General features: G+C 41.7%; 26 protein-coding genes. 22 read left to right on the plus strand and 4 right to left on the minus strand.

What is annotated here, in order from left to right; all coding sequences use genetic code 11:
• Nucleotides 1–236: 236 nt before the first annotated feature.
• Complete coding sequence (sbcB, locus tag M1E96_RS08525) at nucleotides 237–1,664, minus strand: exodeoxyribonuclease I (protein WP_272580015.1); 1,428 nt, start codon at nucleotides 1,662–1,664, stop codon at nucleotides 237–239.
• 336 nt (nucleotides 1,665–2,000) lie between these two features.
• Between sbcB and M1E96_RS08530 the strand changes: the two genes are divergently transcribed.
• The 3 genes from M1E96_RS08530 (at nucleotide 2,001) to tmaR (ending at nucleotide 4,375) form a co-directional block, all read left to right on the plus strand.
• Complete coding sequence (locus M1E96_RS08530; protein ID WP_070927164.1) at nucleotides 2,001–2,198, plus strand: hypothetical protein; 198 nt, start codon at nucleotides 2,001–2,003, stop codon at nucleotides 2,196–2,198.
• A gap of 414 nt (nucleotides 2,199–2,612) precedes the next feature.
• Nucleotides 2,613–3,872, plus strand: coding sequence for an MFS transporter (locus tag M1E96_RS08535; RefSeq protein ID WP_272580016.1), 1,260 nt, complete (start codon nucleotides 2,613–2,615; stop codon nucleotides 3,870–3,872).
• 170 nt (nucleotides 3,873–4,042) lie between these two features.
• The gene (gene tmaR, locus M1E96_RS08540) at nucleotides 4,043–4,375 is read left to right on the plus strand and encodes a PTS system regulator TmaR (RefSeq protein ID WP_070927160.1); all 333 of its coding nucleotides are present in this window, start codon (nucleotides 4,043–4,045) and stop codon (nucleotides 4,373–4,375) included.
• 35 nt (nucleotides 4,376–4,410) lie between these two features.
• Here the strand turns inward: tmaR and M1E96_RS08545 are convergent, their stop codons facing one another.
• Nucleotides 4,411–5,040: an SDR family oxidoreductase gene (locus M1E96_RS08545; protein ID WP_272580017.1), complete on the minus strand. Its 630-nt coding sequence runs from the start codon at nucleotides 5,038–5,040 to the stop codon at nucleotides 4,411–4,413.
• A 394-nt stretch (nucleotides 5,041–5,434) separates the two neighbouring features.
• A complete protein-coding gene (gene rne / locus M1E96_RS08550) occupies nucleotides 5,435–8,719 on the minus strand; it encodes a ribonuclease E (RefSeq protein ID WP_319066536.1) in 3,285 nt (1,094 codons plus the stop codon).
• 544 nt (nucleotides 8,720–9,263) lie between these two features.
• Here rne and rluC point away from each other — a divergent pair.
• On the plus strand, nucleotides 9,264–10,223 hold the full coding sequence (gene rluC / locus M1E96_RS08555; protein ID WP_272580019.1) for a 23S rRNA pseudouridine(955/2504/2580) synthase RluC: 960 nt from the start codon (nucleotides 9,264–9,266) through the stop codon (nucleotides 10,221–10,223).
• 51 nt (nucleotides 10,224–10,274) lie between these two features.
• On the opposite strand, the gene M1E96_RS08560 is transcribed toward rluC, so the two are convergent.
• Nucleotides 10,275–10,859 carry a nucleoside triphosphate pyrophosphatase gene (locus tag M1E96_RS08560; RefSeq protein ID WP_272580020.1) on the minus strand — a complete coding sequence of 195 codons (585 nt, stop codon included), beginning with the start codon at nucleotides 10,857–10,859 and terminating at the stop codon, nucleotides 10,275–10,277.
• Nucleotides 10,860–11,002: 143 nt separating this feature from the next.
• Between M1E96_RS08560 and yceD the strand changes: the two genes are divergently transcribed.
• From yceD to nagZ, 18 genes are all read left to right on the plus strand, one after another.
• Nucleotides 11,003–11,527, plus strand: coding sequence for a 23S rRNA accumulation protein YceD (yceD, locus tag M1E96_RS08565; protein WP_070927148.1), 525 nt, complete (start codon nucleotides 11,003–11,005; stop codon nucleotides 11,525–11,527).
• A gap of 12 nt (nucleotides 11,528–11,539) precedes the next feature.
• Nucleotides 11,540–11,710: a 50S ribosomal protein L32 gene (gene rpmF / locus M1E96_RS08570; RefSeq protein WP_004253223.1), complete on the plus strand. Its 171-nt coding sequence runs from the start codon at nucleotides 11,540–11,542 to the stop codon at nucleotides 11,708–11,710.
• A 20-nt stretch (nucleotides 11,711–11,730) separates the two neighbouring features.
• Nucleotides 11,731–12,771 (plus strand): phosphate acyltransferase PlsX, encoded by a 1,041-nt coding sequence (plsX, locus tag M1E96_RS08575; RefSeq protein ID WP_140186024.1) that lies wholly within the window; start codon nucleotides 11,731–11,733, stop codon nucleotides 12,769–12,771.
• Between the two features lie 3 nt (nucleotides 12,772–12,774).
• Nucleotides 12,775–13,725 carry a beta-ketoacyl-ACP synthase III gene (locus tag M1E96_RS08580; RefSeq protein ID WP_140178424.1) on the plus strand — a complete coding sequence of 317 codons (951 nt, stop codon included), beginning with the start codon at nucleotides 12,775–12,777 and terminating at the stop codon, nucleotides 13,723–13,725.
• Between the two features lie 18 nt (nucleotides 13,726–13,743).
• The gene (gene fabD, locus M1E96_RS08585; RefSeq protein ID WP_070927144.1) at nucleotides 13,744–14,676 is read left to right on the plus strand and encodes an ACP S-malonyltransferase; all 933 of its coding nucleotides are present in this window, start codon (nucleotides 13,744–13,746) and stop codon (nucleotides 14,674–14,676) included.
• Nucleotides 14,677–14,683: 7 nt separating this feature from the next.
• The gene (gene fabG / locus M1E96_RS08590) at nucleotides 14,684–15,418 is read left to right on the plus strand and encodes a 3-oxoacyl-ACP reductase FabG (protein ID WP_070927142.1); all 735 of its coding nucleotides are present in this window, start codon (nucleotides 14,684–14,686) and stop codon (nucleotides 15,416–15,418) included.
• A gap of 155 nt (nucleotides 15,419–15,573) precedes the next feature.
• Nucleotides 15,574–15,819, plus strand: a complete 246-nt coding sequence (acpP, locus tag M1E96_RS08595) for an acyl carrier protein (RefSeq protein ID WP_070927140.1) — start codon at nucleotides 15,574–15,576, stop codon at nucleotides 15,817–15,819.
• A 78-nt stretch (nucleotides 15,820–15,897) separates the two neighbouring features.
• Nucleotides 15,898–17,142 (plus strand): beta-ketoacyl-ACP synthase II, encoded by a 1,245-nt coding sequence (gene fabF / locus M1E96_RS08600; RefSeq protein ID WP_272580023.1) that lies wholly within the window; start codon nucleotides 15,898–15,900, stop codon nucleotides 17,140–17,142.
• Nucleotides 17,143–17,325: 183 nt separating this feature from the next.
• Complete coding sequence (pabC, locus tag M1E96_RS08605) at nucleotides 17,326–18,156, plus strand: aminodeoxychorismate lyase (RefSeq protein WP_272580024.1); 831 nt, start codon at nucleotides 17,326–17,328, stop codon at nucleotides 18,154–18,156.
• An 18-nt stretch (nucleotides 18,157–18,174) separates the two neighbouring features.
• Nucleotides 18,175–19,203 (plus strand): endolytic transglycosylase MltG, encoded by a 1,029-nt coding sequence (gene mltG, locus M1E96_RS08610; RefSeq protein ID WP_272580025.1) that lies wholly within the window; start codon nucleotides 18,175–18,177, stop codon nucleotides 19,201–19,203.
• Between the two features lies 1 nt (nucleotide 19,204).
• Nucleotides 19,205–19,831, plus strand: a complete 627-nt coding sequence (gene tmk / locus M1E96_RS08615; RefSeq protein WP_319066511.1) for a dTMP kinase — start codon at nucleotides 19,205–19,207, stop codon at nucleotides 19,829–19,831.
• Between the two features lie 9 nt (nucleotides 19,832–19,840).
• Nucleotides 19,841–20,833 carry a DNA polymerase III subunit delta' gene (holB, locus tag M1E96_RS08620; protein ID WP_070927130.1) on the plus strand — a complete coding sequence of 331 codons (993 nt, stop codon included), beginning with the start codon at nucleotides 19,841–19,843 and terminating at the stop codon, nucleotides 20,831–20,833.
• Nucleotides 20,834–20,844: 11 nt separating this feature from the next.
• Nucleotides 20,845–21,636 (plus strand): metal-dependent hydrolase, encoded by a 792-nt coding sequence (locus M1E96_RS08625; RefSeq protein ID WP_272580028.1) that lies wholly within the window; start codon nucleotides 20,845–20,847, stop codon nucleotides 21,634–21,636.
• Between the two features lie 28 nt (nucleotides 21,637–21,664).
• Nucleotides 21,665–22,015: a purine nucleoside phosphoramidase gene (hinT, locus tag M1E96_RS08630; protein WP_070927126.1), complete on the plus strand. Its 351-nt coding sequence runs from the start codon at nucleotides 21,665–21,667 to the stop codon at nucleotides 22,013–22,015.
• Between the two features lie 9 nt (nucleotides 22,016–22,024).
• Nucleotides 22,025–22,441 carry a YcfL family protein gene (locus tag M1E96_RS08635; protein ID WP_070927124.1) on the plus strand — a complete coding sequence of 139 codons (417 nt, stop codon included), beginning with the start codon at nucleotides 22,025–22,027 and terminating at the stop codon, nucleotides 22,439–22,441.
• Nucleotides 22,441–23,022, plus strand: a complete 582-nt coding sequence (gene lpoB, locus M1E96_RS08640) for a penicillin-binding protein activator LpoB (protein WP_070927123.1) — start codon at nucleotides 22,441–22,443, stop codon at nucleotides 23,020–23,022. The genes M1E96_RS08635 and lpoB overlap by 1 nt, the downstream gene beginning before the upstream one ends.
• On the plus strand, nucleotides 23,015–23,887 hold the full coding sequence (locus M1E96_RS08645) for a phosphotransferase (protein ID WP_369427491.1): 873 nt from the start codon (nucleotides 23,015–23,017) through the stop codon (nucleotides 23,885–23,887). Before lpoB ends, M1E96_RS08645 begins: the two co-directional genes overlap by 8 nt.
• A 55-nt stretch (nucleotides 23,888–23,942) precedes the next feature.
• The gene (gene nagZ, locus M1E96_RS08650) at nucleotides 23,943–24,962 is read left to right on the plus strand and encodes a beta-N-acetylhexosaminidase (RefSeq protein WP_369427492.1); all 1,020 of its coding nucleotides are present in this window, start codon (nucleotides 23,943–23,945) and stop codon (nucleotides 24,960–24,962) included.
• Nucleotides 24,963–25,189: the final 227 nt, after the last annotated feature.

Consider the following 25,189-nt stretch of genomic DNA (forward strand, 5'->3'; position numbering starts at 1 on the left):
CGGGATAAAGCGGCTTTTTCCCATTTCGTGTTATCAGTTAAAATCAATGAATTGATTTTCTTAATTGATATCAAAAATCTTAGTCACTGCCGCCAAACATAATATGTTTGGCGGCAGTGTATATGCCCCATGGAAGTTGTTGGCCACGTTCTGCTATCCAAATCTTATAGTTTATCTATGTTCAGCGGTTATCTTCACTTGTTGCCAAACTGCATTTGAATTATTTGGAGTATAGATTAACTCGCTAATTCCCTTGCGTAATTCACCAAGGCTTTTAATTGTTTACAGCGCTCAGCATCATTTTGATGCTCGATCATGAGTAATTCAATGGTGTGCATATAATCGGTCAAACGGCTTTCGGTAAAGTAATCTCTACGATGTTGCAGCCAACGTTGTTGTTCATCATAGGAGAGAATTGTGGGATAGTTACGTGCCTTATAGCGGAAAAACAGTTCTTTCATTCGAGAGTCTTCAAATGTGAGATCGAGCGCAGGTAAATTCAGTGGTGATGTCTCTCTGATAATATCCATCGTTGAACGATCAGAACTACTAAAAAAGCCACTATAGATTTTTGCATCTACATCATCAGGCTCATCAAAGGGTTGTGCCTGTGCAAAAATTTCAATGACCTTGTTGCGAACATCTGGATTTTTACGCAAAATTTCTAAATTGCGCCAGCAAAGGTCACGATCAACCCCTGTACGTAGGGCATCCTCTGTTCGTAATGTTTTTTCAGGCGCTAAAATTGGGCATTTATTAATATGTACTAATTTAATCGGAACAGCTAAAGCATCACCTAATTCAGATTTAGGGGTATATAAGCGTTCGCGCAGGACTTCCACGGGTAAATCAATCAATGGCGAAATATCAGCTGAAAGATCACACATGATGATGGCATTACGGTTATCTGGGTGCCAAGCTAATGGCGCAACAAGGCTAATGTAGGAACGTAAAGCACCAAACATACCTGAAACATGGACTAAAGGGGTCATATCCACAATATCAATCAGCTGACTAACTTTATTTTTATTACGTAATTGATAAAAGTAGTCAAACATTCTTGGCTGTGCTGCTTTTAAAAGCTTCGCCATATTGATGGTGGCTAATACATCAGACATTGCGTCATGGGCATTTTCATGAGCAACTCCATTGGCTTTAGTCAGATGTTCAAGGCGCATACTCGGTAATCCATCATCATTTTCAGGCCATTGGATCCCTTCAGGGCGTAACGCAAAACAGGCTCGTAATGCGTCTAATAAATCCCAACGTGAATTACCTTGCTGCCAGCTATAGGCATAGGGATCGTAAAAATTACGATAGAAAATATTACGCGTAACCTCATCATCAAAACGAATATTATTATAGCCCATGATACAGGTATTTGGCTGAGAAAAGGCTTGATGAATGCGTTTAGCAAACTCTGCTTCATTGACCCCTTGAGCTAAAGCAAGTTGCGGAGTGATGCCGGTGATCATTACAGCTTCAGGTTGGGGAAGATAATCATCGCTAGGTGAACAATAGAAAACCTCTGGCTCATCGATGATATTAAAATCTAAGTCTGTGCGTACTCCAGCGAATTGTGCAGGGCGATCTAGCGCTGGATGCTTACCAAAGGTTTCATAGTCATGGATAAAGAATGAGGGCTGTTTTTTAGTCTCTTGCAACGTGCTTCTCCATTTGGCCTGAGCAGGGTTTCCGTGATGAGGATATTGTGAATTATTTAAATCTATTTATAGCAAACATAAAACACCGACCTTCTATTATACCTGATATGGGGGAAAACCTGAACGAATGGTATTTAAAAGTAAACTGTTGTTTAACTAAATTCAGTTATCTATCTTTAAAATTTAAATATCAATAAGCCATTTATTATCAATATGTTAAATTGGTTTTTTCTGGTGATGTTAATCAAAAAATAGCGTAAAACAGCGTAAAAATAAGCGTAAACACTGTATTTTTAGTCTACTATTTAATACATCACTACAAAAAAGGATGCGTTTATGAATACTTATGATGAAAGAACACGTTTGATTTTGTCTGAGATTGGTAGGGTAACAGTAGGGTTACTTGCCAGTAGCGAAGTGAATAAACAAAAAATAGTAACTAGGCTACAAGCGGAAGCAAAAGAAGAATCCAATCCTGCACGAAAAAGCATTTTAGATGATGCAATTACCTTTCTTAACAGTAAAATTCAATAGCTGAATATTGATATCGCGAGCCCTCGTTTGAGGGCTAGAGTTTCATGCAATTTTATCTTCTTGTCCGAGTTATGGTTAATTCATTGTCCCTTGCGATACTTCAAATTACCGCATTTCTCGTTAAGCGATGATAAGTTCGTTCATATGCGACAGTTACATAGTTTTCTATGTTCCTAACCACCCATTGATTTCTTGTTTAACTGCACTTCAAATTATTTAGAGTCTATAATTTTGAATATTATTAAGTTAACTGTGGATTTTTTATGCCAATACTTTAAGTGATATTGCTCACAAAACACGATTGTTAACGTTAACAATCGTGCGTAACATCACAATATTAACGTGAATTCCTAGTTTAGCACCAATGTTAACCTTAACATTTTCTCAGTCAGGGAAATGAATGGGCAAATGATAATGAACATCGAATCAAGAAAATACTATGCCTCATTGAGCGCATTACTGTTTTTTTTCTTTTTTACATGGTCATCAACGTTTTCAGTTGTGGCTATTTGGCTTCGAAAATATGTTGGTTTAGAAGGCACAGATACAGGGGTTATATTCTCATGTATTTCAATTATCGCGCTATGTGCGCAACCACTGTACGGATTTTTACAAGATAAATTAGGGCTGCGTAAAAATTTACTGTTGTTTATCGCAGTCTTATTAATATCATCAGGGCCATTTTTTATGTTGTTTGGCCCATTATTACAATGGAATGTCGTAATTGGCAGTTTAGCTGGTGGTTTATTCATTGGGATGACTTTTCATGCAGGGATTGGTGTTCTTGAGTCTTATACTGAACGGGTAAGCCGTCTGCGTGATTTTGAATACGGTAAAGCAAGGATGTGGGGCTCTCTAGGTTGGGCTATCGCCACTTTCTTTGCTGGGCGTAATATTAATGTTGATCCGAACTATAATTTTATTATGGCAACTGTTTCAGGTGTCATTTTCTTAGTGATTTTATTACGGTTAAAAACAGATAAAACGAATGCATTTAACAGCCTAGAACATGGAAAGCCCTCTGGGATCACTATTGGTGATGCATTACAACTGTTTGCCTTACCTCGTTTCTGGGCGCTGATTTTGTTTGTATTAGGTACCTGTATTTATAGTGTGTATGATCAGCAGTTTATGGTCTATTTTGCGCATCAATTCCAAGATGAAAAAATGGGCAATGAAATGTATGGCTACTTAAATTCATTACAAGTTTTTCTAGAAGCTGGTGGGATGTTCCTCGCACCCTATATCGTTAACCGCATTGGCGCTAAAAATGGCTTGTTGTTTGCCAGTAGTGTGATGGCAATTAGGATCATAGGCTCTGCCTTAGTCGAAGGCCCGATCATGATCTCAGCCATGAAGTTATTACATGCAGTAGAGCTGCCTATACTGTTAATTGCTATTTTTAAGTATAACAGCCGTCATTTTGATAAGCGGTTATCATCAACACTGTATTTAGTAGGTTTCAGTTGCATTACTTCGATTGTGGCCAGTATTTTATCGCCATTAGCGGGGTGGGGATACGATAAGATAGGTTTTGCTGATACTTATTTGATTATGGGATGTTTTGTTGTGATTACGACGATTCTATCGGCATTTTGTTTACGTGGCGATAAAATGGATCCGGTTGAGCACAATACGTCCTTGGCAGAAATTAAAGGAAAAACGGCGACTTAAAAGAGATAACTGAAACAATTCAGCCTATACTGTATGTATATTAAGCAAAAAGTACCTTTTCACTGTTTTTAAATCAATGAATAGGTGAAATAGGGTTGTAACAATCTACTGATAGAAGGTATTGTGTAGGTAGAGATGCGTTTTGTTTTTCTAATAGAGGGTTTTTAAACATGGACAACGCTAACAAGCAATCTTTCCAAAATGTCCTGGAATTTGTGCGTATGTATCGTCGTAAAAATAAAATTCGCCGTGAAATTACCGATAACGAAAAGAAAATTCGTGATAACCAAAAACGTGTTTTATTGCTTGATAACCTGAGTGATTATATTAAGCCAGGCATGACGATTGAAGAAATTCAAGCAATTATTGCCAACATGCGCAGTGACTATGATGATCGTGTTGATGATTACATCATTAAAAATGCGGAACTGTCGAAAGAGCGCCGTGAGATCTCTAATAAATTAAAAGAGATGGGTGATTTAAGTAAGAAAGACGTTAAATAAATAAAATTGAGCCGAGTTATCCTCGGCTCTCAATTTCACTTGCTCCAACCTGGTTTCAAATCAGGATCAACAACGGCAAATATTTGTCGGTAACTACTTTTATCTTCAACTAATTTAGCGAGAACGACCGCAACATCTTCCCGACTTATTACACCATGAGCCTCATTCGACAATAATTTTGCATTATGTGTCGCGGGTACACTCATCAAGCCGCCGGGTCTGATAATGGTGTAATTTATCTCACTGCTCTGGAGATAGTTTTCAGCCATCGATTTTTGTCTTACCGACGGACCAAATAATGATTTTGCCCTAGGTGATAGGGTTGACCAGCTATCACCACAACCAATTGATGTAACGAATAATAATCGAGTTATCTGATGCTGCTCGGCTTTACGAATAATATTATAATTGCCGTAAAAGTCAGCTTGAGCGCCACCAATTGTGGTAAATACCACGGTTTCTGGGGTAGTTTGAGCGAAAATACGTTCGAGTGAATTGAAATCAGTGGCATCGCCAATGATGGTTTGAATACCTTCAGCGGCTAGCCGTTCCGCATCTTCTGCTCGACGAACGAATGCTGTGACTTGTTTCCCTTGTTTTACACCCATTTTGGCTAAAATATAGCCTATCCCTTTGGTTGCGCCGAAAATCACCCAATGAGTCATTTTTTGTTCCTTTTTAGTTACCTTGTATCGTTCATAAGAGAGTAGTTTAATGATAAACAACGATAAAACTGCTTCTTTTGAGCTATTATTGTAGTCGAATTAGTGTTGAATTGATTAAAGTTCATTCTACGAAAGAATTAATGGCATTTTTGCCTTTATGTTTAATGCAAATTCATCCGTAATTGTGTTTTTTTACATCTATTACTGATGTTTATTTTAGCCTAAACCGTGATAGCTATTTAGGTGTTGTACGACACGGATTTAATAAGAGGCGAAAGTATTAGCAATATACTTAGGTGTGTTAGAACCACTTTTTTTGTTTTTTGAAATAAAAAACCCCTCGAATTATTGAGGGGTTTTGTAGAAAAAACGGACTTAACTGACCAGTAATCGATTATTCGTTACTTGTTGGTTTTGCCATTTCGGATGTCGCGCAGTTTGTTGCAACATGTCCTCCGGCGCCTTTACTAACAAAAGTTGAAGCTTCACGTTGATAAACCTTCATTTCAAACGTTGACGCAACCACTTCTGGAGCTGGTGCTTTGGTCATTGGTGAGTAAGCATGGCGTACTGCTTTGCTTGCCACGATAACCGCGGATTTTGCTGTCCGTGCTGTCTCTATTTCAACAGCTGACTCTTGGATGGTTTCGCTTTGCACTTGTTCAAGTGGTTTTGTTTCTACTGGAACTTCTTCAGCCTGAACGGTTTCCACGGGAACCTCTTCAACAGATTGTTCTACTTTAGGTTGTTCAACCACAGCCTCTTCGATAACAGGTTCTACTGTTATAGGTAACACTTCAACCGGTGGTTCTGGTTGACGACTTTCTTGTGTTTCCTGAATGACTTGTTCTGAATGTTCCGTAACAACAGGCTCTGCTTGTGGGGCAAATACAGGTTCTAAATGAACAGATTGTTGCTCTGTTTTTTCAGTAACGATATCGACTTCAGCTTCTTTTGGCTCCATTGATACAGCTTCGTGAACAGGCGTAATAGGCTGAGTCGTGACGTCATCAGTCGTGACCGCTGATTCAGTGTTGAATACAGCTTGTTGCTCAAGCATTTCTTCATTAGTAATAATGGCAACCGCATCTTGTTGTGGTTGAACAATTGGGTAGCTAATACACACTTTACCTGATGCCAGTTCAGGAGATGCAACAGCAGCAAATAGTGGCATTGGTGATTTAGTTAAATGACGCTCATCACGATAACGACGGCGACGTTGACCACTCACACGAAGGTGACGAGGTGAACGGCGTGAACGACGAGGAATGATAGTGTCTTGTTTTTCTTCATCATCTGTTTGAGTTTCTGGTAATTCATCATTACTTGGCTCAACAACACGACTAGATTGCATTTCAACAGAGGTCGTTGGTGCTGGTAATGCTGCAATCGGTTTAGCATTATTTTCAGCGACCACGTCTACAGTTTCTGTGGTTTCACTTTGCGCTATCACATCAACGTTATCGTTATCAGTAATACGAACTTTTTGCGTTAACTGACGACGTTGGCGACGTGGTGTAACAGGACGCGGCTGAGCCTCTTCTTTCTCTGTGGTTGATGAGTCAACGTCTTGGCTTACATCTTGTTGAGTTTTAGCGGCTTGTTGCTGACGCTTCTCATCTTGACGGCGGCGACGTTCAGCGCGTTGGTCACGACGCTGTTGCTGTTGCGCATCACGATTATTACTATCGGTTGCTTGATCGTTTTGTTGGTTCGCATTCTTATTATTGTTATTGCGTCCCTTACGATTGTTGTTATCGTCACTTTGTGCATTACGATTAGAACGATTGTCGCGATTATCACGATTTTCATTATTATCATCGCGGTCACGACGGTTATTACGGCGGTTATTGTTGTTGCGACGATCGTTGTTACGACGTCTGTCGTTGTTCTGACGATTTTTTTCGACAGGTTTCTCAACAACTTTCTCTTCTTCACCAAATAGTTTCTTGAAGAATGCCGCAATTTTACTGAATAAACTCACCTCAGAATCTGCCTTAGCAGGTTGTTTTGGTGTTTGAGGGCGAGGTTTATTTTCTTTTTGTTTAGCCGCAACAGGTTGCTCTACGGGTTCCTGCAAAGCAAATGCAGAAATTGCAGGTTGCTCAGGCATTTTTCGCTCAGTGGTTGTTTCATCGGTACCATTCAGTGTTTCCGTTTCATGGTACTGCGCTAAGTTGTAGCTTAGTGTATTAATCTCTTCGCCTTTACGAATACGGATCACGTGGAAATGTGGTGTTTGCATCTGGTCATTAGGTACGATGACAACACGCACATTACGTTGACGTGTTTCAATTTCACTGACAGCGTTACGTTTTTCGTTAAGCAAATAGGAGGCAATCTGTACCGGAACGATTGCATGCACTTCATGGGTGTTTTCTTTCAATGCTTCTTCTTCAATCAGGCGAAGGACAGAAAGAGACAGTGACTCATTATCACGAATGGTGCCGGTACCTGAACAGCGTGGGCAAACATGGTGGCTAGATTCACCTAAAGATGGACTCAAACGTTGGCGAGACATTTCGAGTAAGCCAAAACGAGAAATGCGCGCGATTTGGATGCGTGCTCTGTCTTGGCGAACGGCTTCACGTAAACGATTTTCCACTTCACGTTGATGCCTTACAGGCGTCATATCAATAAAGTCGATAACAATTAAGCCACCGAGGTCACGTAAACGCAATTGGCGAGCAATTTCGTCGGCCGCTTCCAAGTTAGTATTGAATGCAGTTTCTTCAATATCGCCACCACGGGTTGAACGTGAGGAGTTGATATCGATAGCTGTCAATGCCTCTGTGGTATCAATAACTAATGCACCACCTGAAGGAAGGCGAACCTCACGTTGAAACGCAGATTCAATCTGTGATTCGATTTGGTAATGGCTAAATAATGGCACATCACCACTGTAATGTTTGATCTTACTTGCAAAATCACCACGGCCAATTGCTTCAATGTGGTTGCGTGCCATTTCGACTACTTTCGGATTATCGATAAGAATTTCACCGATATCAGGGCGCAGATAGTCTCGGAATGCACGTACAATCACGTTACTTTCTTGGTGGATCAAGAAAGGTGCAGGGCGGTTTTCTGCGGCTTTTTTGATGGCTTCCCAATGACGTAAGCGATAGAGTAAATCTTGCTGTAAAGACTCAGCAGATTTACCGACCCCCGCAGTACGGACAATAAGGCCCATGCCATCAGGAATTTCTAGAGAAGAGAGCGCTTCTTTCAACTCAGTACGATCTTCACCTTCAATACGACGAGAAATGCCACCTGCGCGTGGATTATTTGGCATTAATACCAAATAGCTACCGGCTAGGCTGATAAAGGTGGTTAATGCTGCACCTTTATTACCGCGCTCTTCTTTATCAACTTGGACAATAACTTCTTGGCCTTCTTTCAACACATCTTTGATGTTAGGACGACCTTGAGAGTGGTAGTTGCTTGGGAAATATTCGCGAGCGATTTCTTTGATGGGAAGGAAACCGTGCCTTTCAGCACCATAATCAACAAAAGCGGCTTCAAGACTAGGTTCGATACGAGTGATTTTACCTTTGTAAATATTTGCCTTTTTTTGTTCATGACCCGGGCTTTCGATATCCAGATCATAGAGACGTTGCCCATCAACAAGGGCAACACGCAACTCTTCCTGTTGAGTTGCGTTTATTAGCATTCTTTTCATATTGTTACTTACTCGTTATTTTTTACTTTCAATAAAGAGCAGCGAAAAAAGGAGCTATTGTAAACCGATGGCCTCGTGATTTTTACAAAACCGCCTGCCTCACGGCAGTCGTTCGTATAGAGACGCGCAGTATTCGGTGAACCTGATTTTTAGATTAAAAATTCAGCGTTCTTAATCAGGAAGCCGTCATCATTTAAATTAACGGAAGTTCCTAACCCAATAAGCTAATATTCGTTGCTCGCTAAATATTTGATTTTGCTAGACGTCTTACGCCATTGCAGCGTCTTTACTCAATCAAATAGTAAACTTATATCTTATGCCAATTATCGTTTTATCAAACATGATGGCAATTGTGTATTATTCCACTGCTGACGACATTATAGCAAGTCGATAGATCAGTTATATGAAAATTTTATTTAGAAATATGACTAACCAGCTATTCTTTAACCAAATAAAAAAAATGATAAAAAAATTTTTGGAGTCGGTATGATATATTCTGCAAATGAGGTCGTAATTTAATCAATTAGAGTTAACACATTTTTGAATGAATACACAAAATCAAGTTCAGTTTATTGATATTAGCGATGATGAGGCCGGACAACGCATCGATAATTTCTTGCTCGCAAAATTAAAAGGTGTGCCTAAAAGCATGATTTATCGCATTATCCGTAAAGGAGAAGTGAGGGTAAACAAAGGGCGCATCAAACCTGAATACAAACTTGCCGAAGGCGATCAAGTCCGAGTCCCACCGGTTAGAGTGGCCGAGCGTGAAGAGGCGCCAGTTTCTGCGAAACTCGATAAAGTTGCCGCACTGGCCAATTGCATCTTATATGAAGATGACGCGATCCTCGTGATTAATAAGCCGTCAGGTACAGCGGTACACGGTGGTAGTGGGCTCAGCTTTGGCGTCATTGAAGGGTTACGTGCATTACGGCCTGAGGCACGTTTCTTAGAACTGGTACATCGCCTTGACCGCGATACATCCGGTATTTTGCTGGTAGCCAAAAAACGTTCGGCTTTGCGGGCACTGCATGAACAATTACGTTTAAAACAAATGCAGAAAGATTATTTGGCGCTTGTGCGTGGAAATTGGCAGTCCCATACTAAAGTGGTTCAAGCACCTTTGCTCAAAAATATTTTACAAAGCGGTGAACGAGTCGTTCGCGTTAGCCCAGAAGGTAAGCCATCAGAAACGCGTTTTAAAGTAGAGGAGCGCTTTGAAAATGCGACTTTGGTGAAAGCGAGCCCAGTTACAGGCCGTACCCACCAAATTCGTGTTCATACCTTACACGCAGGACACCCGATTGCCTTTGATAACCGTTATGGTGATAAACAATTTGATAGCCAATTATCGGGTACAGGGTTAAAAAGATTATTTTTACATGCGAGCTCATTAAAATTTACTCATCCTAAGAGTGGGGAAGAGATGCGTATTCAAGCACCACTTGATAATGAGTTAAACCAATGTTTAAAAGTGCTTCGCGCTCGTAAAAATCATCAATAAAATTATCACCGGTAGTATAACTACCGGTTATCTATTTTAATTATTTAATGCTTAGTCATTTAATGGGCTATATCCATAGTGACGTAGCATTTCAAGTAATAGAATTAATGGCAGGCCGATCAGGGTATTTGGATCGCGCCCCTCGAGTCTATCGAATAAAACAATCCCCAATCCTTCGGACTTGAAACTGCCTGCGCACTGATAAGGCTCTTCTTTGCGTAAATAAGACTCAATTTCCTTATCACTTAGTGAACGAAAATAAACATTGAATAATTCACATTGTACCTGATAACTCCCCGTACTTGAGTCAAGTAAACATAAGCCAGTATAAAAAGTGACCTTATGGCCAGACGCTTTTTTTAGCTGTTGAAAGGCCTTGTCATAATTAAGTGGTTTACCCATGATTTGCCCATCGATCACACAAACTTGATCGGAGCCGATAATCAAGTGTTGTTGGTATTGTTTACTGATAGCATGGGCTTTTGCATGCGCTAAACGTGTCACTAAAGCTTCTGCGGATTCATTTAGCACTGCGCTTTCGTCGACATTAGGGGCAACCGCTAAAAAAGGTAATCCAAGCTTTTTTAACAACTGCTGCCGATAAGGTGAAGTTGATGCCAAAATAATCGATTTCATAATTTTTCTCGAAACTCATAGCCAAACGGATGAACTCATTTTAAACTATCTGGCGCTTAACAGGCGATTTTTTGGTGAAAAGGCGAGTTTTGCCCGCCTTTTTCTTTGACTATAGTTCATTACAAAGTTAATATGCGCGCCTTATGCAAAAGGTAAAATTACCCCTGACTATCGATGCGCAGCGTGCAGCTCAGAAAAACCTCGACTATGTCGGGAGTTATAAACCTGAGCAAGTTACACGTATTGCTGAATCAGTAGTCAGTGTAGACAGTGATGTTGAGAGCGAATTATCATTTAAAATTGATAATCAGCGTCTGACGGTCATAGAGGGGCATTCTGATGTGGATGTCACCCTACAATGCCAGCGTTGCAGAAAAGATTTCAAGCATCATGTTTACGTATCGTATTGTTTTAGTCCTGTCGTCAGTGACGAAAAGGCCGAAGCATTACCGGAAGGCTATGAACCAATTCAAATTGATGAGTTTGGTGAAATAGATTTGCTGGGAATGATAGAAGATGAAATAATTCTATCCTTACCAGTGGTTCCGGTTCATGATTCTGAACACTGTGAAGTGTCCGAAGCGGACATGGTTTTTGGCGAACTACCTCCTGAGGCAGAAAAACCAAACCCATTTGCCGTATTAGCCAGTTTAAAGAAAAGTACTTAAGGAGTAAGGTCAATGGCCGTACAACAGAATAAACCAACTCGTTCAAAACGCGGTATGCGTCGTTCACATGATGCACTGACTGCTACCCTAGTTTCTGTAGACAAAACTTCAGGTGAAACCCACCTGCGTCACCATGTGACAGCAGATGGTTACTACCGTGGCCGTAAGGTTATCAACAAGTAATTCATTTACAAGTTGAGACTTTGGCTAATCTAACCATTGCGTTAGATGCTATGGGCGGGGATGTTGGTCCCCGCGTCACAGTGCCTGCTGCATTGCAGGCTCTGGCATCTAATCCAGCACTCAAATTACTGCTAGTCGGTCAACCTGACGCCATTCAACCTCTGCTTGCACAACAAAGTGCTGAGCTGACTTCGCGTGTCGAAATAATTCCAGCACAAAGTGTGATAGCAAACGATGCCAAACCATCAGCTGCTATACGCCAGAGCAAAGGAACTTCGATGAGAACGGCGCTAGAATTGGTCAAGACTGGGCAGGCACAAGCGTGTGTAAGCGCTGGCAATACAGGTGCATTGATGGGCTTAGCTAAATTGATGCTAAAATCCATCGAAGGTATTGAACGACCTGCGTTGATGACTATTTTGCCCAATCAGCAAAAAGGTCAGACTGTTGTACTTGATTTAGGTGCAAATGTTATTTGTAGTAGTGAGATGCTAGTGCAATTTGCCGTGATGGGCTCAGTGGTTGCTGAGGAAGTCGCCAAAATTGCTTCACCAAGAGTTGCTTTGCTCAATATTGGTGAAGAAGAAAGTAAGGGTTTAGATAATATCCGCGAAGCCGCCGCAATCCTCAAAGAAACTGCGGCAATTAATTATATCGGTTATGTCGAAGGTAATGAATTACTGACAGGCAAAACAGATGTTTTTGTGTGTGACGGCTTCTCAGGTAATGTCACGCTAAAAACAATGGAAGGGGTGATCCGAGTCATTCTCTCCTTGTTGAAATCATCAGAAGAAAAACAAACAAAGCCTAGTTGGTTGATGAAACTGGCTAAAAAATGGCTAAAAAAACGTTTAATGAAGCGTTTTGGGGAGCTGAACCCCGACCAGTATAATGGTGCAACTCTGTTAGGATTAAACGGTATTGTTATTAAAAGTCATGGTGCTGCAAATGAAGGCGCATTTAAAGCGGCCATCGAACGTGCAGTCCAAGCGGTTGATAGACAAGTCCCTGACAGAATAGCGGCTCGGTTGAATATCGTATTACCCAGGAGTGATCAATAACCTATGTATAGCAAAATATTAGGCACAGGCAGCTATTTACCAACACAAATTAGAACGAATGCTGATCTGGAAAAAATGGTTGATACTTCTGATGAGTGGATTGTAACTCGCACAGGTATTCATGAAAGACGTATTGCCGGTGAAGATGAAAGTGTTGCAACAATGGGATTCCATGCGGCGCAAAAAGCGCTAGAAATGGCTCAAGTGGATAGCAGCGAAATCGGTTTAATTGTTGTTGCAACAACCTCTTCAACACATGCATTTCCAAGCGCTGCATGTCAAATTCAACAAATGTTGGGTATTAATGACTGTGCGGCCTTTGATGTTGCCGCAGCATGTGCAGGTTTTACTTATGCAATTAGCATCGTCGATCAGTTTGTTAAAACGGGGATGGTGAAAAAAGCATTAGTGATTGGCGCAGATGCACTGTCTAAAACCTTAGACCCTGCTGATCGTGGTACGATTATACTGTTTGGCGATGCGGCAGGCGCGATGGTGATAGGCGCTTCGGAAGAACCGGGGATTTTATCAACCCATTTGCATGCTGATGGCCGTTATGGTGAGTTGTTAGCATTGCCAAACCGTGAGCGTGGCTCTGAAGAGCAAGCTTACTTAACTATGACAGGTAATGAAGTATTTAAGGTTGCGGTGCGTGAATTAGCTCACATTGTTGATGAAACATTAGCCGCAAGCGGTATTGCGAAAGAGGATCTTGATTGGTTAGTTCCTCATCAAGCAAACTTAAGAATTATTTCCGCAACGGCGAAAAAGCTTGATATGACCATGGATAAAGTGGTTGTGACGTTAGATAGACATGGTAATACCTCAGCGGCTTCTGTGCCGACAGCATTTGATGAAGCAGTGCGTGATGGGCGTATCCAACGTGGGCAACTCGTGCTTCTTGAAGCATTTGGTGGTGGTTTTACGTGGGGCTCTGCACTCGTTCGTTTTTAATTTACTGAGAAAATAGACATGACACAATTTGCTATGGTTTTTCCCGGTCAGGGGTCTCAGTCTCTTGGTATGTTGTCTGCGCTAGCGGCTGAAAATGCGCTCGTAGAACAAACATTCGCTGAGGCATCTGAAGCATTAGGTTATGATCTCTGGGCACTGGTGCAAAATGGGCCAGAAGAAGAGTTAAACAAGACGTGGCAAACCCAGCCTGCATTATTAGCTGCATCTGTTGCCATTTTTCGTGTGTGGAAAGCGAAAAATGGCCCAATGCCAACGATGATGGCAGGACATAGTCTTGGTGAGTATTCTGCGCTAGTGTGCGCTGGTGTGATAGATTTTAAAGACGCGATTAAATTAGTTGAGTTACGCGGTAAGTTGATGCAAGAAGCGGTACCTGAAGGTACGGGGGCAATGTATGCAATTATCGGTTTAGATAACGAAGCAATTGAAAAAGCGTGTCAGGAAGCAGCGCAAGGGCAGGTTGTTTCACCGGTTAACTTTAATTCCCCCGGTCAGGTGGTGATTGCGGGTGAAAAAGCGGCGGTTGAGCGTGCGGGTGCTGCTTGTAAAGAAGCGGGCGCTAAACGTGCATTGCCACTATCAGTTAGTGTGCCTTCACATTGTGCATTAATGAAGCCTGCTGCTGAAAAATTAGCCGTTGCATTACAAGAAATCACGTTTAATGCACCAATTTTCCCCGTTATTAACAACGTAGATGTGAAAATTGAGCAATCAGCAGAAAATATTCGTGATGCTTTGGTCCGTCAATTGTATAATCCAGTTCGTTGGACTGAAACGGTAGAATTGATGGCAGATCAAGGTGTTGAACATCTTGTTGAAGTAGGTCCAGGAAAAGTACTTACTGGTCTTACCAAGCGTATTGTCTCTAATTTAACTGCCGTTGCAGCCAATGATCCTGTATCATTAGCGACTGCGTTAGAAAACCTCTGAGGACGATATGAGCTTTGAAGGAAAAATTGCACTGGTAACTGGTGCTAGCCGTGGTATCGGTAAAGCGATTGCTTTAACACTGGCTGAGCGTGGCGCTACCGTTATTGGTACCGCAACGAGCGAAAGTGGTGCAGAAGCGATTTCTGCTTATTTGGACGGAAAAGGCAAAGGTTTTTCTCTGAATGTGACAGACCCTGCATCAATTGATGAAACCTTGAATAATATTCGTCAACAGTTTGGCGAAATTGATATACTGGTTAACAATGCAGGTATCACTCGTGATAACCTTTTGATGCGCATGAAAGAAGATGAGTGGCAAGATATTATTGACACTAACCTTTCATCCGTTTACCGTTTATCTAAATCCGTATTACGCGCCATGATGAAAAAACGTTGTGGACGTATTATTTCTATCGCATCTGTTGTGGGTGTGATGGGAAATGCGGGACAAGCGAACTATGCAGCAGCAAAAGCTGGGTTGATTGGTTTTAGTAAATCATTAGCTCGCGAAGTCGCTTCCCGTGGTATCACCGTCAATGTCGTTGCGCCTGGTTTTATTGAAACTGATATGACCAAAGCATTGACAGATGAACAGCGTGCAGGCATTTTATCTCAAGTTCCTGCTGATAGGCTGGGTGATGCGCAAGAAATTGCCAGTGCTGTAGCATTCTTGGCTTCTAATGAAGCTGGTTACATCACGGGTGAAACATTACATGTCAATGGCGGCATGTACATGATCTAAAGAAATGATGGAACCATTTGCATTATTAGTGTTAATTAGCGCAAAATAATGCAAAATTAAGGTTTCAACAGCCGGGATTGGGTTGTATCTTTTCCTGTATTTTATAAACTACGAAAACCATCGCGAAAGCGAGTTTTGATAGGAATTTTAATAGTATGAGCACTATCGAAGAACGCGTTAAGAAAATCATCGTTGAGCAACTAGGTGTTAAAGAGGAAGAAGTTGTAACAGCAGCTTCATTTGTTGATGACTTGGGCGCTGATTCTCTTGACACAGTTGAGCTAGTAATGGCTCTGGAAGAAGAGTTCGATATCGAAATCCCTGACGAAGAAGCTGAAAAGATCACTACAGTGCAGGCTGCGATTGACTACGTCGAGAATGCGTCAGACGCATCAAAATAATAGCTTTAAAACTTATCTAGGCGGTCACTCGACCGCCTATGTTCCTTTTGTAATTATTTCCCTCCTTGGAGGATTTACGTGTCTAAGCGTCGTGTAGTCGTAACCGGACTGGGCATGTTATCTCCTGTCGGCAACACAGTTGAATCATCATGGAAAGCTGTTTGTGACGGACAGAGTGGTATCAGCCTCATCGAACATTTTGATACTACCAACCACGCAACTAAATTTGCGGGTGTAGTCAAAGATTTCAATTACGAAGATTATGGCATCTCCCGTAAAGAAGCACGGAAGATGGATCCATTCATCCAGTATGGTATTGCTGCTGGCTCTCAAGCCATCAAAGATTCTGGATTGGAAGTAACAGAAGCCAATGCTACCCGTATCGGTTTAGCGATTGGTTCTGGTATTGGTGGCCTAGGCTTGATCCAAGAGAACTGTGAGGCATTGCAAGCTGGCGGTCCTCGTAAAGTGAGCCCATTCTTCGTTCCTTCGACGATCATTAACATGGTTGCAGGTCATCTGAGCATTATGTACGGCTTTCGTGGCCCAAGTATTTCTATTGCCACAGCCTGTACTTCAGGTGTACACAATATTGGTCATGCAGCGCGCATGATCGCATATGGCGACGCTGATGTTATGTTAGCGGGCGGCGCCGAAAAAGCAACGACGCCACTCGGCGTTGCTGGGTTTGGCGCAGCACGTGCACTTTCAACGCGTAATGATGATCCACAAGCGGCTAGTCGTCCATGGGATAAAGACCGTGATGGTTTTGTTCTTGGTGACGGTGCAGGTATTATTGTTCTTGAAGAATATGAACATGCAAAAGCGCGCGGTGCGAAAATTTACGCTGAAATTGCTGGCTTTGGGATGAGCAGTGATGCTTACCATATGACATCACCACCTGAAAATGGTGAGGGTGCGGCATTGGCAATGGAAAATGCATTACATGATGCAGGTATTGATGCAACCGCTGTGGGTTATATTAATGCTCATGGTACATCAACACCGGCTGGCGATCTCGCTGAAGCACAAGCTGTTATCTCAGTGTTTGGTGAAGACTCTAATGTGTTAGTTAGCTCGACAAAATCAATGACAGGTCACCTTTTAGGTGCCGCAGGTGCTATCGAGTCTATCTTTACAATTTTATCTCTGACAGATCAAATTGTTCCACCAACGATTAATCTTGATAACCCTGATGAAGCTTGCAAGCTGGATTTTGTTCCTGGCGAAGCAAGAAAAGTGGAGAACATGGAGTATGCTCTGTGTAACTCATTTGGTTTTGGCGGTACAAACGGTTCCTTGATTTTCCGTCGCTATCAGTAAACTTAATCGAAGTGAATATTATCGCGTTAAATTATTAACACGGTAAAAGCTTAAAGGCCTCAGTTTTGAATAAACTGGGGCCTTTTCTTCTTAGGCGCCTTTTGCAGTCATCTTCACTTTAGTTTATGATGATCAGCATTCTATTACTGACTGATTTATCAGCTATTATTGTAAGAGTTATCAATGTCATATTGGGTTAATGGCGTGGCATGTCGCCAAATCGATGCTTCCGATCGTGCCGTGCAATTTGGCGATGGTTGTTTTACGACGATCCACGTGTTTAATCACCAACCAAAAAATATTGACAATCATATTACACGTCTTGTGCAGGATAGTGCTCGCCTACAATTACCTCAGCCAGATTGGTCGCAATTAAAGGAACATATCCAACAAATTTGTCAGCAGCAGGCCAATGATGAATTTGTGATGAAAGTTATTATTAGCCGTGGTACTGGGGGAAGAGGCTATAGCTCAGTAGGATTTGAACAACCAACAGTCATTGTATCGGTTTCAGCATTCCCTCAACATTATCAGGCCATACAGCAAACAGGCGCTAATTTAATACTAAGTAAAGTGCCAATCAGTAAAAATCCGTATTTGGCGGGTATCAAACATCTTAATCGCTTAGAACAAGTTCTGATACGCCAAGAAATCGATGCAGTGCAAGCGGATGAGGCACTGGTTGTTGATATTGATGGAGTTTTAATTGAGTGCTGTAGTGCAAATATTTTTTGGCGAAAAGGTGATCAGGTATTTACGCCAAGTCTAGCCACCTCTGGGGTGAATGGATTAATGAGACAAAAGATTATAGCGCTGCTCAGCACAAGCCAGTACCATCTTCAAGAAGTCGAGCGTTTTCCAGATGTCTTGGGGTGTTGTGAAGAAGTTTTACTCTGTAACACATTAATGCCAATTTTACCTGTTGCCACTATCAATTTAGGTAAAGATAGATCTCAGTGGCAATATTCATCAAGGGAATTGTTTGAATATCTCTTTTTACGTTGCCAAATTTAGTCATTAAATGGTTGATGAATGAAACTAGCTAAAAAAATTTCGATGGCGGTGGTGGTTGTTCTCTTAATCTTAGGCGCGGTAGCTTACTTTATGTATCAGCAAGTTTTGAGCTATGCGAAAACACCACTCAATTTAACACAAGAAAAAATCTTTACTGTTCCAGCGGGAACGGGACGGGTAGCATTTGAAACTTTGTTAGTTGATGAGAAGGTAATTGACCCAAGTTATCAATTTCAATGGTTACTGAAATTACGTCCTGAGCTCGCTAAAATAAAAGCAGGAACCTACCGCTTGCAACCTGATATGGACGTTGAGCAAATGTTGGCATTGATTGCGAGTGGTAAAGAAGCACAATTCACTATTCGCTTTGTGGAAGGTAACCGTTTGTCTGACTGGACAAATACTTTACGCGATGCGCCGTATTTAAAGCATGAAGCGGAAGATAAAACGCAAACTGAGTTATATGCTTTTATTGGCTTTGAAGGCGATGGTGCACTTGAAGGGTGGCTATACCCTGATACTTATTTATATACTGCTGGCACACGCGATCTCGATATCTTAAAGCGCGCTCATCAGCAGATGAAAAAAAATGTTGATGAAATATGGCAAGGGCGGGATAAAGATCTGCCATATAAAAATGCCTATGAAATGTTAATCATGGCATCAATTATTGAAAAAGAAACAGGGGTAGATAGCGAGCGCAATCAAGTGGCTTCAGTATTTGTTAATCGCTTGAAGAAAAACATGCGTTTACAAACCGACCCAACAGTCATTTATGGTTTAGGTGATAAGTACCGAGGTAAAATTTATCGTAGTGATTTGGATAACTATACCCCATACAATACTTATCGAATTGATGGATTGCCACCAACGCCAATTGCGATGCCAAGTCTTGCGTCGATTAAAGCCGCAGCCCATCCAGCCAAAACGGATTATTTATACTTTGTCGCCAATGGAACCGGTGGGCATACTTTCAGCCATAGCCTGAATGACCACAACCGTGCGGTGAAAGTTTATCGACAAATTGAAAAGCAGAATGATAAGTAAAATGAAAAACGCCTATATTGTTATTGAAGGGTTAGAAGGTGCGGGAAAAACGACGGCGATTAACACCGTAGTAGAAACCTTAAACCACGCAGGTATTGACGATATTACCTTCACTCGTGAGCCCGGTGGTACACCATTAGCTGAAAAATTGCGTGAGCTCATCAAGCAGGGTATTTCAGGGGAAAAAGTGACAGATAAGGCAGAAGTTTTGATGCTATATGCTGCACGTGTTCAGCTAGTTGAAAATGTCATTAAACCTGCATTAGCTGCGGGTCACTGGGTGGTTGGTGATAGGCATGATTTGTCATCTCAAGCATATCAAGGTGGCGGGCGAGGTATTGATCGTCAATTAATGCAATCATTACGTGATTTAGTGCTGGGCGATTTTAAACCCCATTTGACGCTATATTTAGATCTCCCGCCTGAATTAGGGTTACAGCGTGCACGAGCTCGTGGTGAATTAGATAGAATAGAAAAAGAGTCATTATCATTTTTTGAACGAACTCGTGAACGCTATCTTGAATTAGCTGCTGCGGACGACACTATTCTCACTATTGATGCAAGCCAAACTATTGAACAAGTTCAGCAAGATATTCGCCAAACATTGCAAAAATGGTTGGCTAAATAAGGTGAAGGTATGAATTGGTACCCTTGGTTGAATGAAACGTATCGTCAATTGGTGACGTCCTATCAACAAGGCCGTGGGCACCATGCACTGTTATTACACTCTCTTCCGGGTAATGGTGCCGAAGCGCTATGTTATGGCATAAGTCGTTGGTTAATATGTCAAAATACGGATGGATTAAAAAGTTGTGGTAAATGCCACAGCTGTCAACTTATGTTAGCGGGTACACACCCTGATTATCATGTGTTAGAGCCAGAAAAAGGTAAAAATACTATCAGTGTGGAGGCGGTCAGGAAACTAACGGATATCTTGAGTAGCCATGCGCAGCAGGGCGGAGCCAAAGTGGCTTATATACCTCGTACCGAAGCATTAACCGATGCAGCTGCAAATGCGTTATTGAAAACACTCGAAGAACCAACCCCTCAGACTTACTTTTTGTTAGGGTGTGAAAAGCGAGAAAGCTTGCTCGCGACATTGCGTAGTCGTTGCTTATATACTTTTTTGTCACCACCTGAGTTACAAACGGCATGGTATTGGTTACAGAAACAGGTTGCGGGTCTTAACTATAATGACGCGTTAACGGCATTAAAATTATGCCAAGGCGCGCCGATTGCTGCAATGTCATTACTACAGCCTGAGCATTGGCAACAGCGTACAACCTTGTGCCACGCGTTAGCACATGCTTTGCAACAGGGGGATATGTTGTCATTATTGCCAGTGATGAATAATGATAAAGCACTTGAACAGATTGGCTGGGTACTAGGTTTGTTGAGTGATAGCATGAAACTACAACAACAGGCGGCGCAGTTCTGTTTAAATCAAGATCAGCTACCTCTTGCGAGTATCTTGGCATCTCGAATGTCAAAAGAGAAACTGTTTGATGTCTATGAAGCGTGGCAAAATTGTCGGCATCAGTTATTAACTGTGCCTGCGCTTAATCAAGAGTTACTATTAACTAATCAGTTATTACAATGGGAAGCATTGATTGCTCTCCCTACAGCATAAAAGAGTAAAATATGTTTGTTGTTGATTCACACTGCCATCTCGATTGCCTTGATTATGAAAAATTACATACAGGCGTTGATGATGTTATCGCAAAAGCATCGCAACGCGATGTCGGTTTTATGTTAGCTGTCGCAACGACACTACAGGGTTTTGACAGTATGAAAACCTTGATTGGTGAGCGACCTAATGTCGCATTCTCTTGTGGTATTCATCCGTTAAATTTGGATGAAGGTCATGATTTTGATCGTTTAGCGCAACTGGCTGCGGGTAAAGAAGTAGTTGCATTAGGTGAAACAGGTCTAGATTATTACTATCAAAAGGAAAATGCAGCTCTTCAACAAGAGTCATTTCGCCAACATATTCGTATTGGCCGTCAAGTGAACAAACCTGTTATTGTGCATACACGTGATGCACGAGCAGATACATTGGCTATTTTACGCGAAGAGAAAGTGACAGAATGCGGCGGAGTATTGCATTGTTTCACTGAAGATAAAGAAACAGCCATTGAACTACTCGATTTAGGTATGTATATCTCTTTTTCAGGTATTGTCACTTTCCGTAATGCAGAACAAATTCGTGAAGCGGCGAGGGTGGTTCCATTAGATCGGATCTTAGTTGAAACAGATTCACCTTATTTGGCTCCGGTTCCTCATCGTGGAAAAGAAAATCAGCCTGCGTATGTGAGGGATGTGGCTGAATACATGGCTGTATTAAAAGGTGTGAGCGCCGAAGAAATGGCTCGCATTACCACTGAAAACTTTAATCGTTTATTCCATATGAATGTTGGTACGACGAAAGCGTAATTGTTTGTCACTATTAAAGGAATTTGCAATGGCAGAAGAAACTATTTTCAGTAAAATTATTCGACGCGAAATCCCTGCTGATATCGTTTATCAAGATGATCTGGTCACAGCATTTCGTGATATATCGCCACAAGCGCCTTCACATATTCTCATTATCCCAAACAAATTAATTCCAACAGTGAATGATGTGACTGTAGAAGATGAACTGGTTCTTGGACGACTGTTTACCGTTGCAGCTAAAATTGCTCAGCAAGAAGGCATTGATCAGAGTGGTTATCGCCTGATTATGAACTGTAATGAACACTCAGGCCAGGAAGTTTTCCATATCCATATGCATCTTGTTGGTGGGCGTCCACTGGGACCATTACTCGCAAAATAAGGTTAGACAATGAAAAGACCGTGGGCCGTTGTGACTCGTTGTTTAGTACTCAGTACCATACTTCTCTCACTGAGTGGTTGTATATGGGGGAAAAGAGACGGGTTAGTCTTTAATGAACAGCAAAGTGTTATTATGGAGCCTTCTGTTCTTGCCCATGGTGTCATTGTTGAACAACCTGTAGTGACTATTGATAACTACGCGACGGTTGCTAGGATCAATATGAGCAATAGTCAACCAAAGGCGGTAACGGTGATGTATCGGCTCTATTGGTATGATGATAAAGGGTTAAAAGTTGTCACTTCACATGATTTGCAGCAATTGATCCCCGCCAATTCGTCGGTGAGCGTTAATGCACAAAGTACATCACCACTCGCTCGTAATGTACGTATTTATGTATTTTTACCGCAAGTGTCTGGAGAAAAATAATGAAACGGATCTTATTGGTTGCCGCCGCAGCCATGATATTGGCAGGGTGTCCTTCTTTTCATCCTGAAGGGCCACAAACACCGCCGCCAGTTATACCGATAGAACCAAGTGAACCTACTGAACCGGTGACACCACCGCCATCAGATAAGGTACCGACACCACCGAAGCAAAAAACAATAGATTGGTCTTCGGCTATTTCACCATTGATAAATCAGATGGTGGGGACGAGTGGTGTTGAGGGTGGTAAAGTCTTGTTAGTTGATTCTGTAAAAAATAATACGACAGGATCGTTTTCCGTACAAAATGCGACCGCTGCAATCGTAAAAGAGGTTGATGATAGCCACCATTTTAAAGTTGTACCGCAAGATGTGGCGAATGCAGCGCGTAAAACATTAGGCTTATCTCAAGAAGATAGTCTGGTGACACGAAGTAAAGCGATCGGCTTAGGCCGCTACGTACAAGCAGATTATGTGTTATATAGTGTTGTTTCTGGTTCAAGCAAACAACGCGATATTGAGATGCAATTAATGGCAGTACAGAGCGGTGAAATTCTCTGGTCAGGAAAAAACGATATTGAGTAATCGGCACTCTTTATTGGCTTTATTGGCGCGTTATTTCCCTGAAATTACAAGTAAAGATTGGGAAATAACGCCTTTAACAGGGCTATCAGGAGGCAGTTACCACCTACGTGCTATAGTCAAAATGCAACCTATTAATGTGATTGCACGAGCACAAGGTAAAACGCAATCTTCATTAATGGTTAATCGGCGCAAAGAAGCTCGTGTATTGCAGCAATTGCAGGGTTTTGTTCAAGCGCCAAGGCAATTGGCAAGAAATCGCGATTGGTTGTTGCTGTCATGGTGCGATGGGCACCATCCAAGTCCGGAACAATTCTTAACGCCTCAGTTTCAATCGGCCTTGGCCGCAACTATTGCGAAATTACATACTCAGCCGTTACTGAGTTATCGTTTACAACTAAGAGATGAAATTGCTCATTACGGCTATCTGATCGATCGAAAAAGACAACAACCCCGTTGGCTACGATTGCATCACTATTTTCTTTCCACACCTATGCCCAAAATGTTAAAACTCGCCCCTGCGCACATGGATATTCATCGCGGTAATATTTTGTGTGCGAATGATAAAAGTATCATGTTGTTAGATTGGGAATATGCCGCAAATACCGATATAGGGCTGTCTTTAGAAACCTATTTTCAAGCTAATCAACTGGATCAGAAGCAGCGTCAATTCTTTTTGTATCAATATGGCGCGCGCTGTGGTGCTTATACTGATGTGGCAACCTTAGCTCGCCATTGTGCTCGCTGGGAGCCTTGGGTGAAGTATATGATGCTGATGTGGTATGAAGTGCAATGGAATCAAAGCCAAAATCCTAATTTTTTGATAGGATCACAACCATTACGGCAATATTTCCATTTATCCAATTAATATGAATTGCCTGTGTAAGTGATAATTGCAAAACAGTTTAAATAGTGAGGCATGTATGGGTCCGATAATGCTAGATGTTCAGGGTTATGAGCTGGACAATGAAGAGCGTGAAATATTGGCACATCCGTTAGTTGGCGGGTTGATTTTATTCACTCGTAACTTTCATGATGCAGCACAATTAAGGGAGTTAGTTCGCCAAATTCGTGATGCATCGCGTCATCGCTTGCTGATTGCCGTTGACCAAGAAGGTGGTCGAGTTCAGCGTTTTCGCGATGGTTTTACCGCATTACCTTCAGCTCAAGCATTTGCTGCCCTAAATAACCAATCAGACGGTGCCCAGTTGGCAGAAGAAGCAGGTTGGTTAATGGCTTCTGAAATGATTTCGATGGATATTGATATTAGTTTCGCTCCAGTTCTGGATTTAGGCCATCAAAGTATTGCGATTGGTGAGCGTTCTTTCCATGAAGATCCTGAAATTGCGATGGTTATGGCAGAGCGTTTTATTAAAGGCATGCGTAGCGCAGGGATGAAGACGACAGGCAAACATTTTCCTGGACATGGTGCGGTGAAAGCGGACTCACATAAAGAGACGCCACGTGACGACCGTGCATTGGAAACTATCCGTAAAAAAGATATGTCTATTTTTAAGGATTTTATTCAGCGTGATTTACTTGATGCTGTGATGCCTGCTCATGTAATTTATACACAGGCAGATGATCGTCCTGCGAGTGGTTCTCCTTTCTGGTTAAAATCGATTCTCCGTGAACAGTTAGGCTTTAATGGGGTCATCTTCTCTGATGATCTTTCGATGGAAGGTGCCGCAATTATGGGAAGCTACCCAGAGCGTGCAGCAGCATCGTTGTCGGCAGGTTGTGACATGGTACTAGTGTGTAATAATCGGACTGGTGCGGTCAGTGTTTTAGATAACTTACCTAAACAAACGGGCAGCTTAGCTTCATCACTATTCCATAGTGGTCGTCAATACAGCTTAAAAGAGCTGCAAGCAGCGCAGCGCTGGCAAGAAAGTCACAATAAGTTAGTAGACTTGCATCGTAAGTGGCAGGAACAGCGTTAGCCGATAATAAATAATATATCCGATTAAACGTAAACACCTGATAGTCAATTTATCAGGTGTTTTTCTATATTTATATTATATTCAAATAATTATATATCCTTTCATCCATTACTACACTTAAACTTTCAGATTACAACAAGTAATTCTCATTATCAAATAGGTTGGTAATTACTTCGAATATTGATTAATATCAATCTATCGGAAGCTGACTCGTTTCGTGATAACAG

This window comes from Providencia sp. PROV236, assembly GCF_033676985.1.
In the GTDB taxonomy this organism is placed as follows: domain Bacteria; phylum Pseudomonadota; class Gammaproteobacteria; order Enterobacterales; family Enterobacteriaceae; genus Providencia; species Providencia manganoxydans.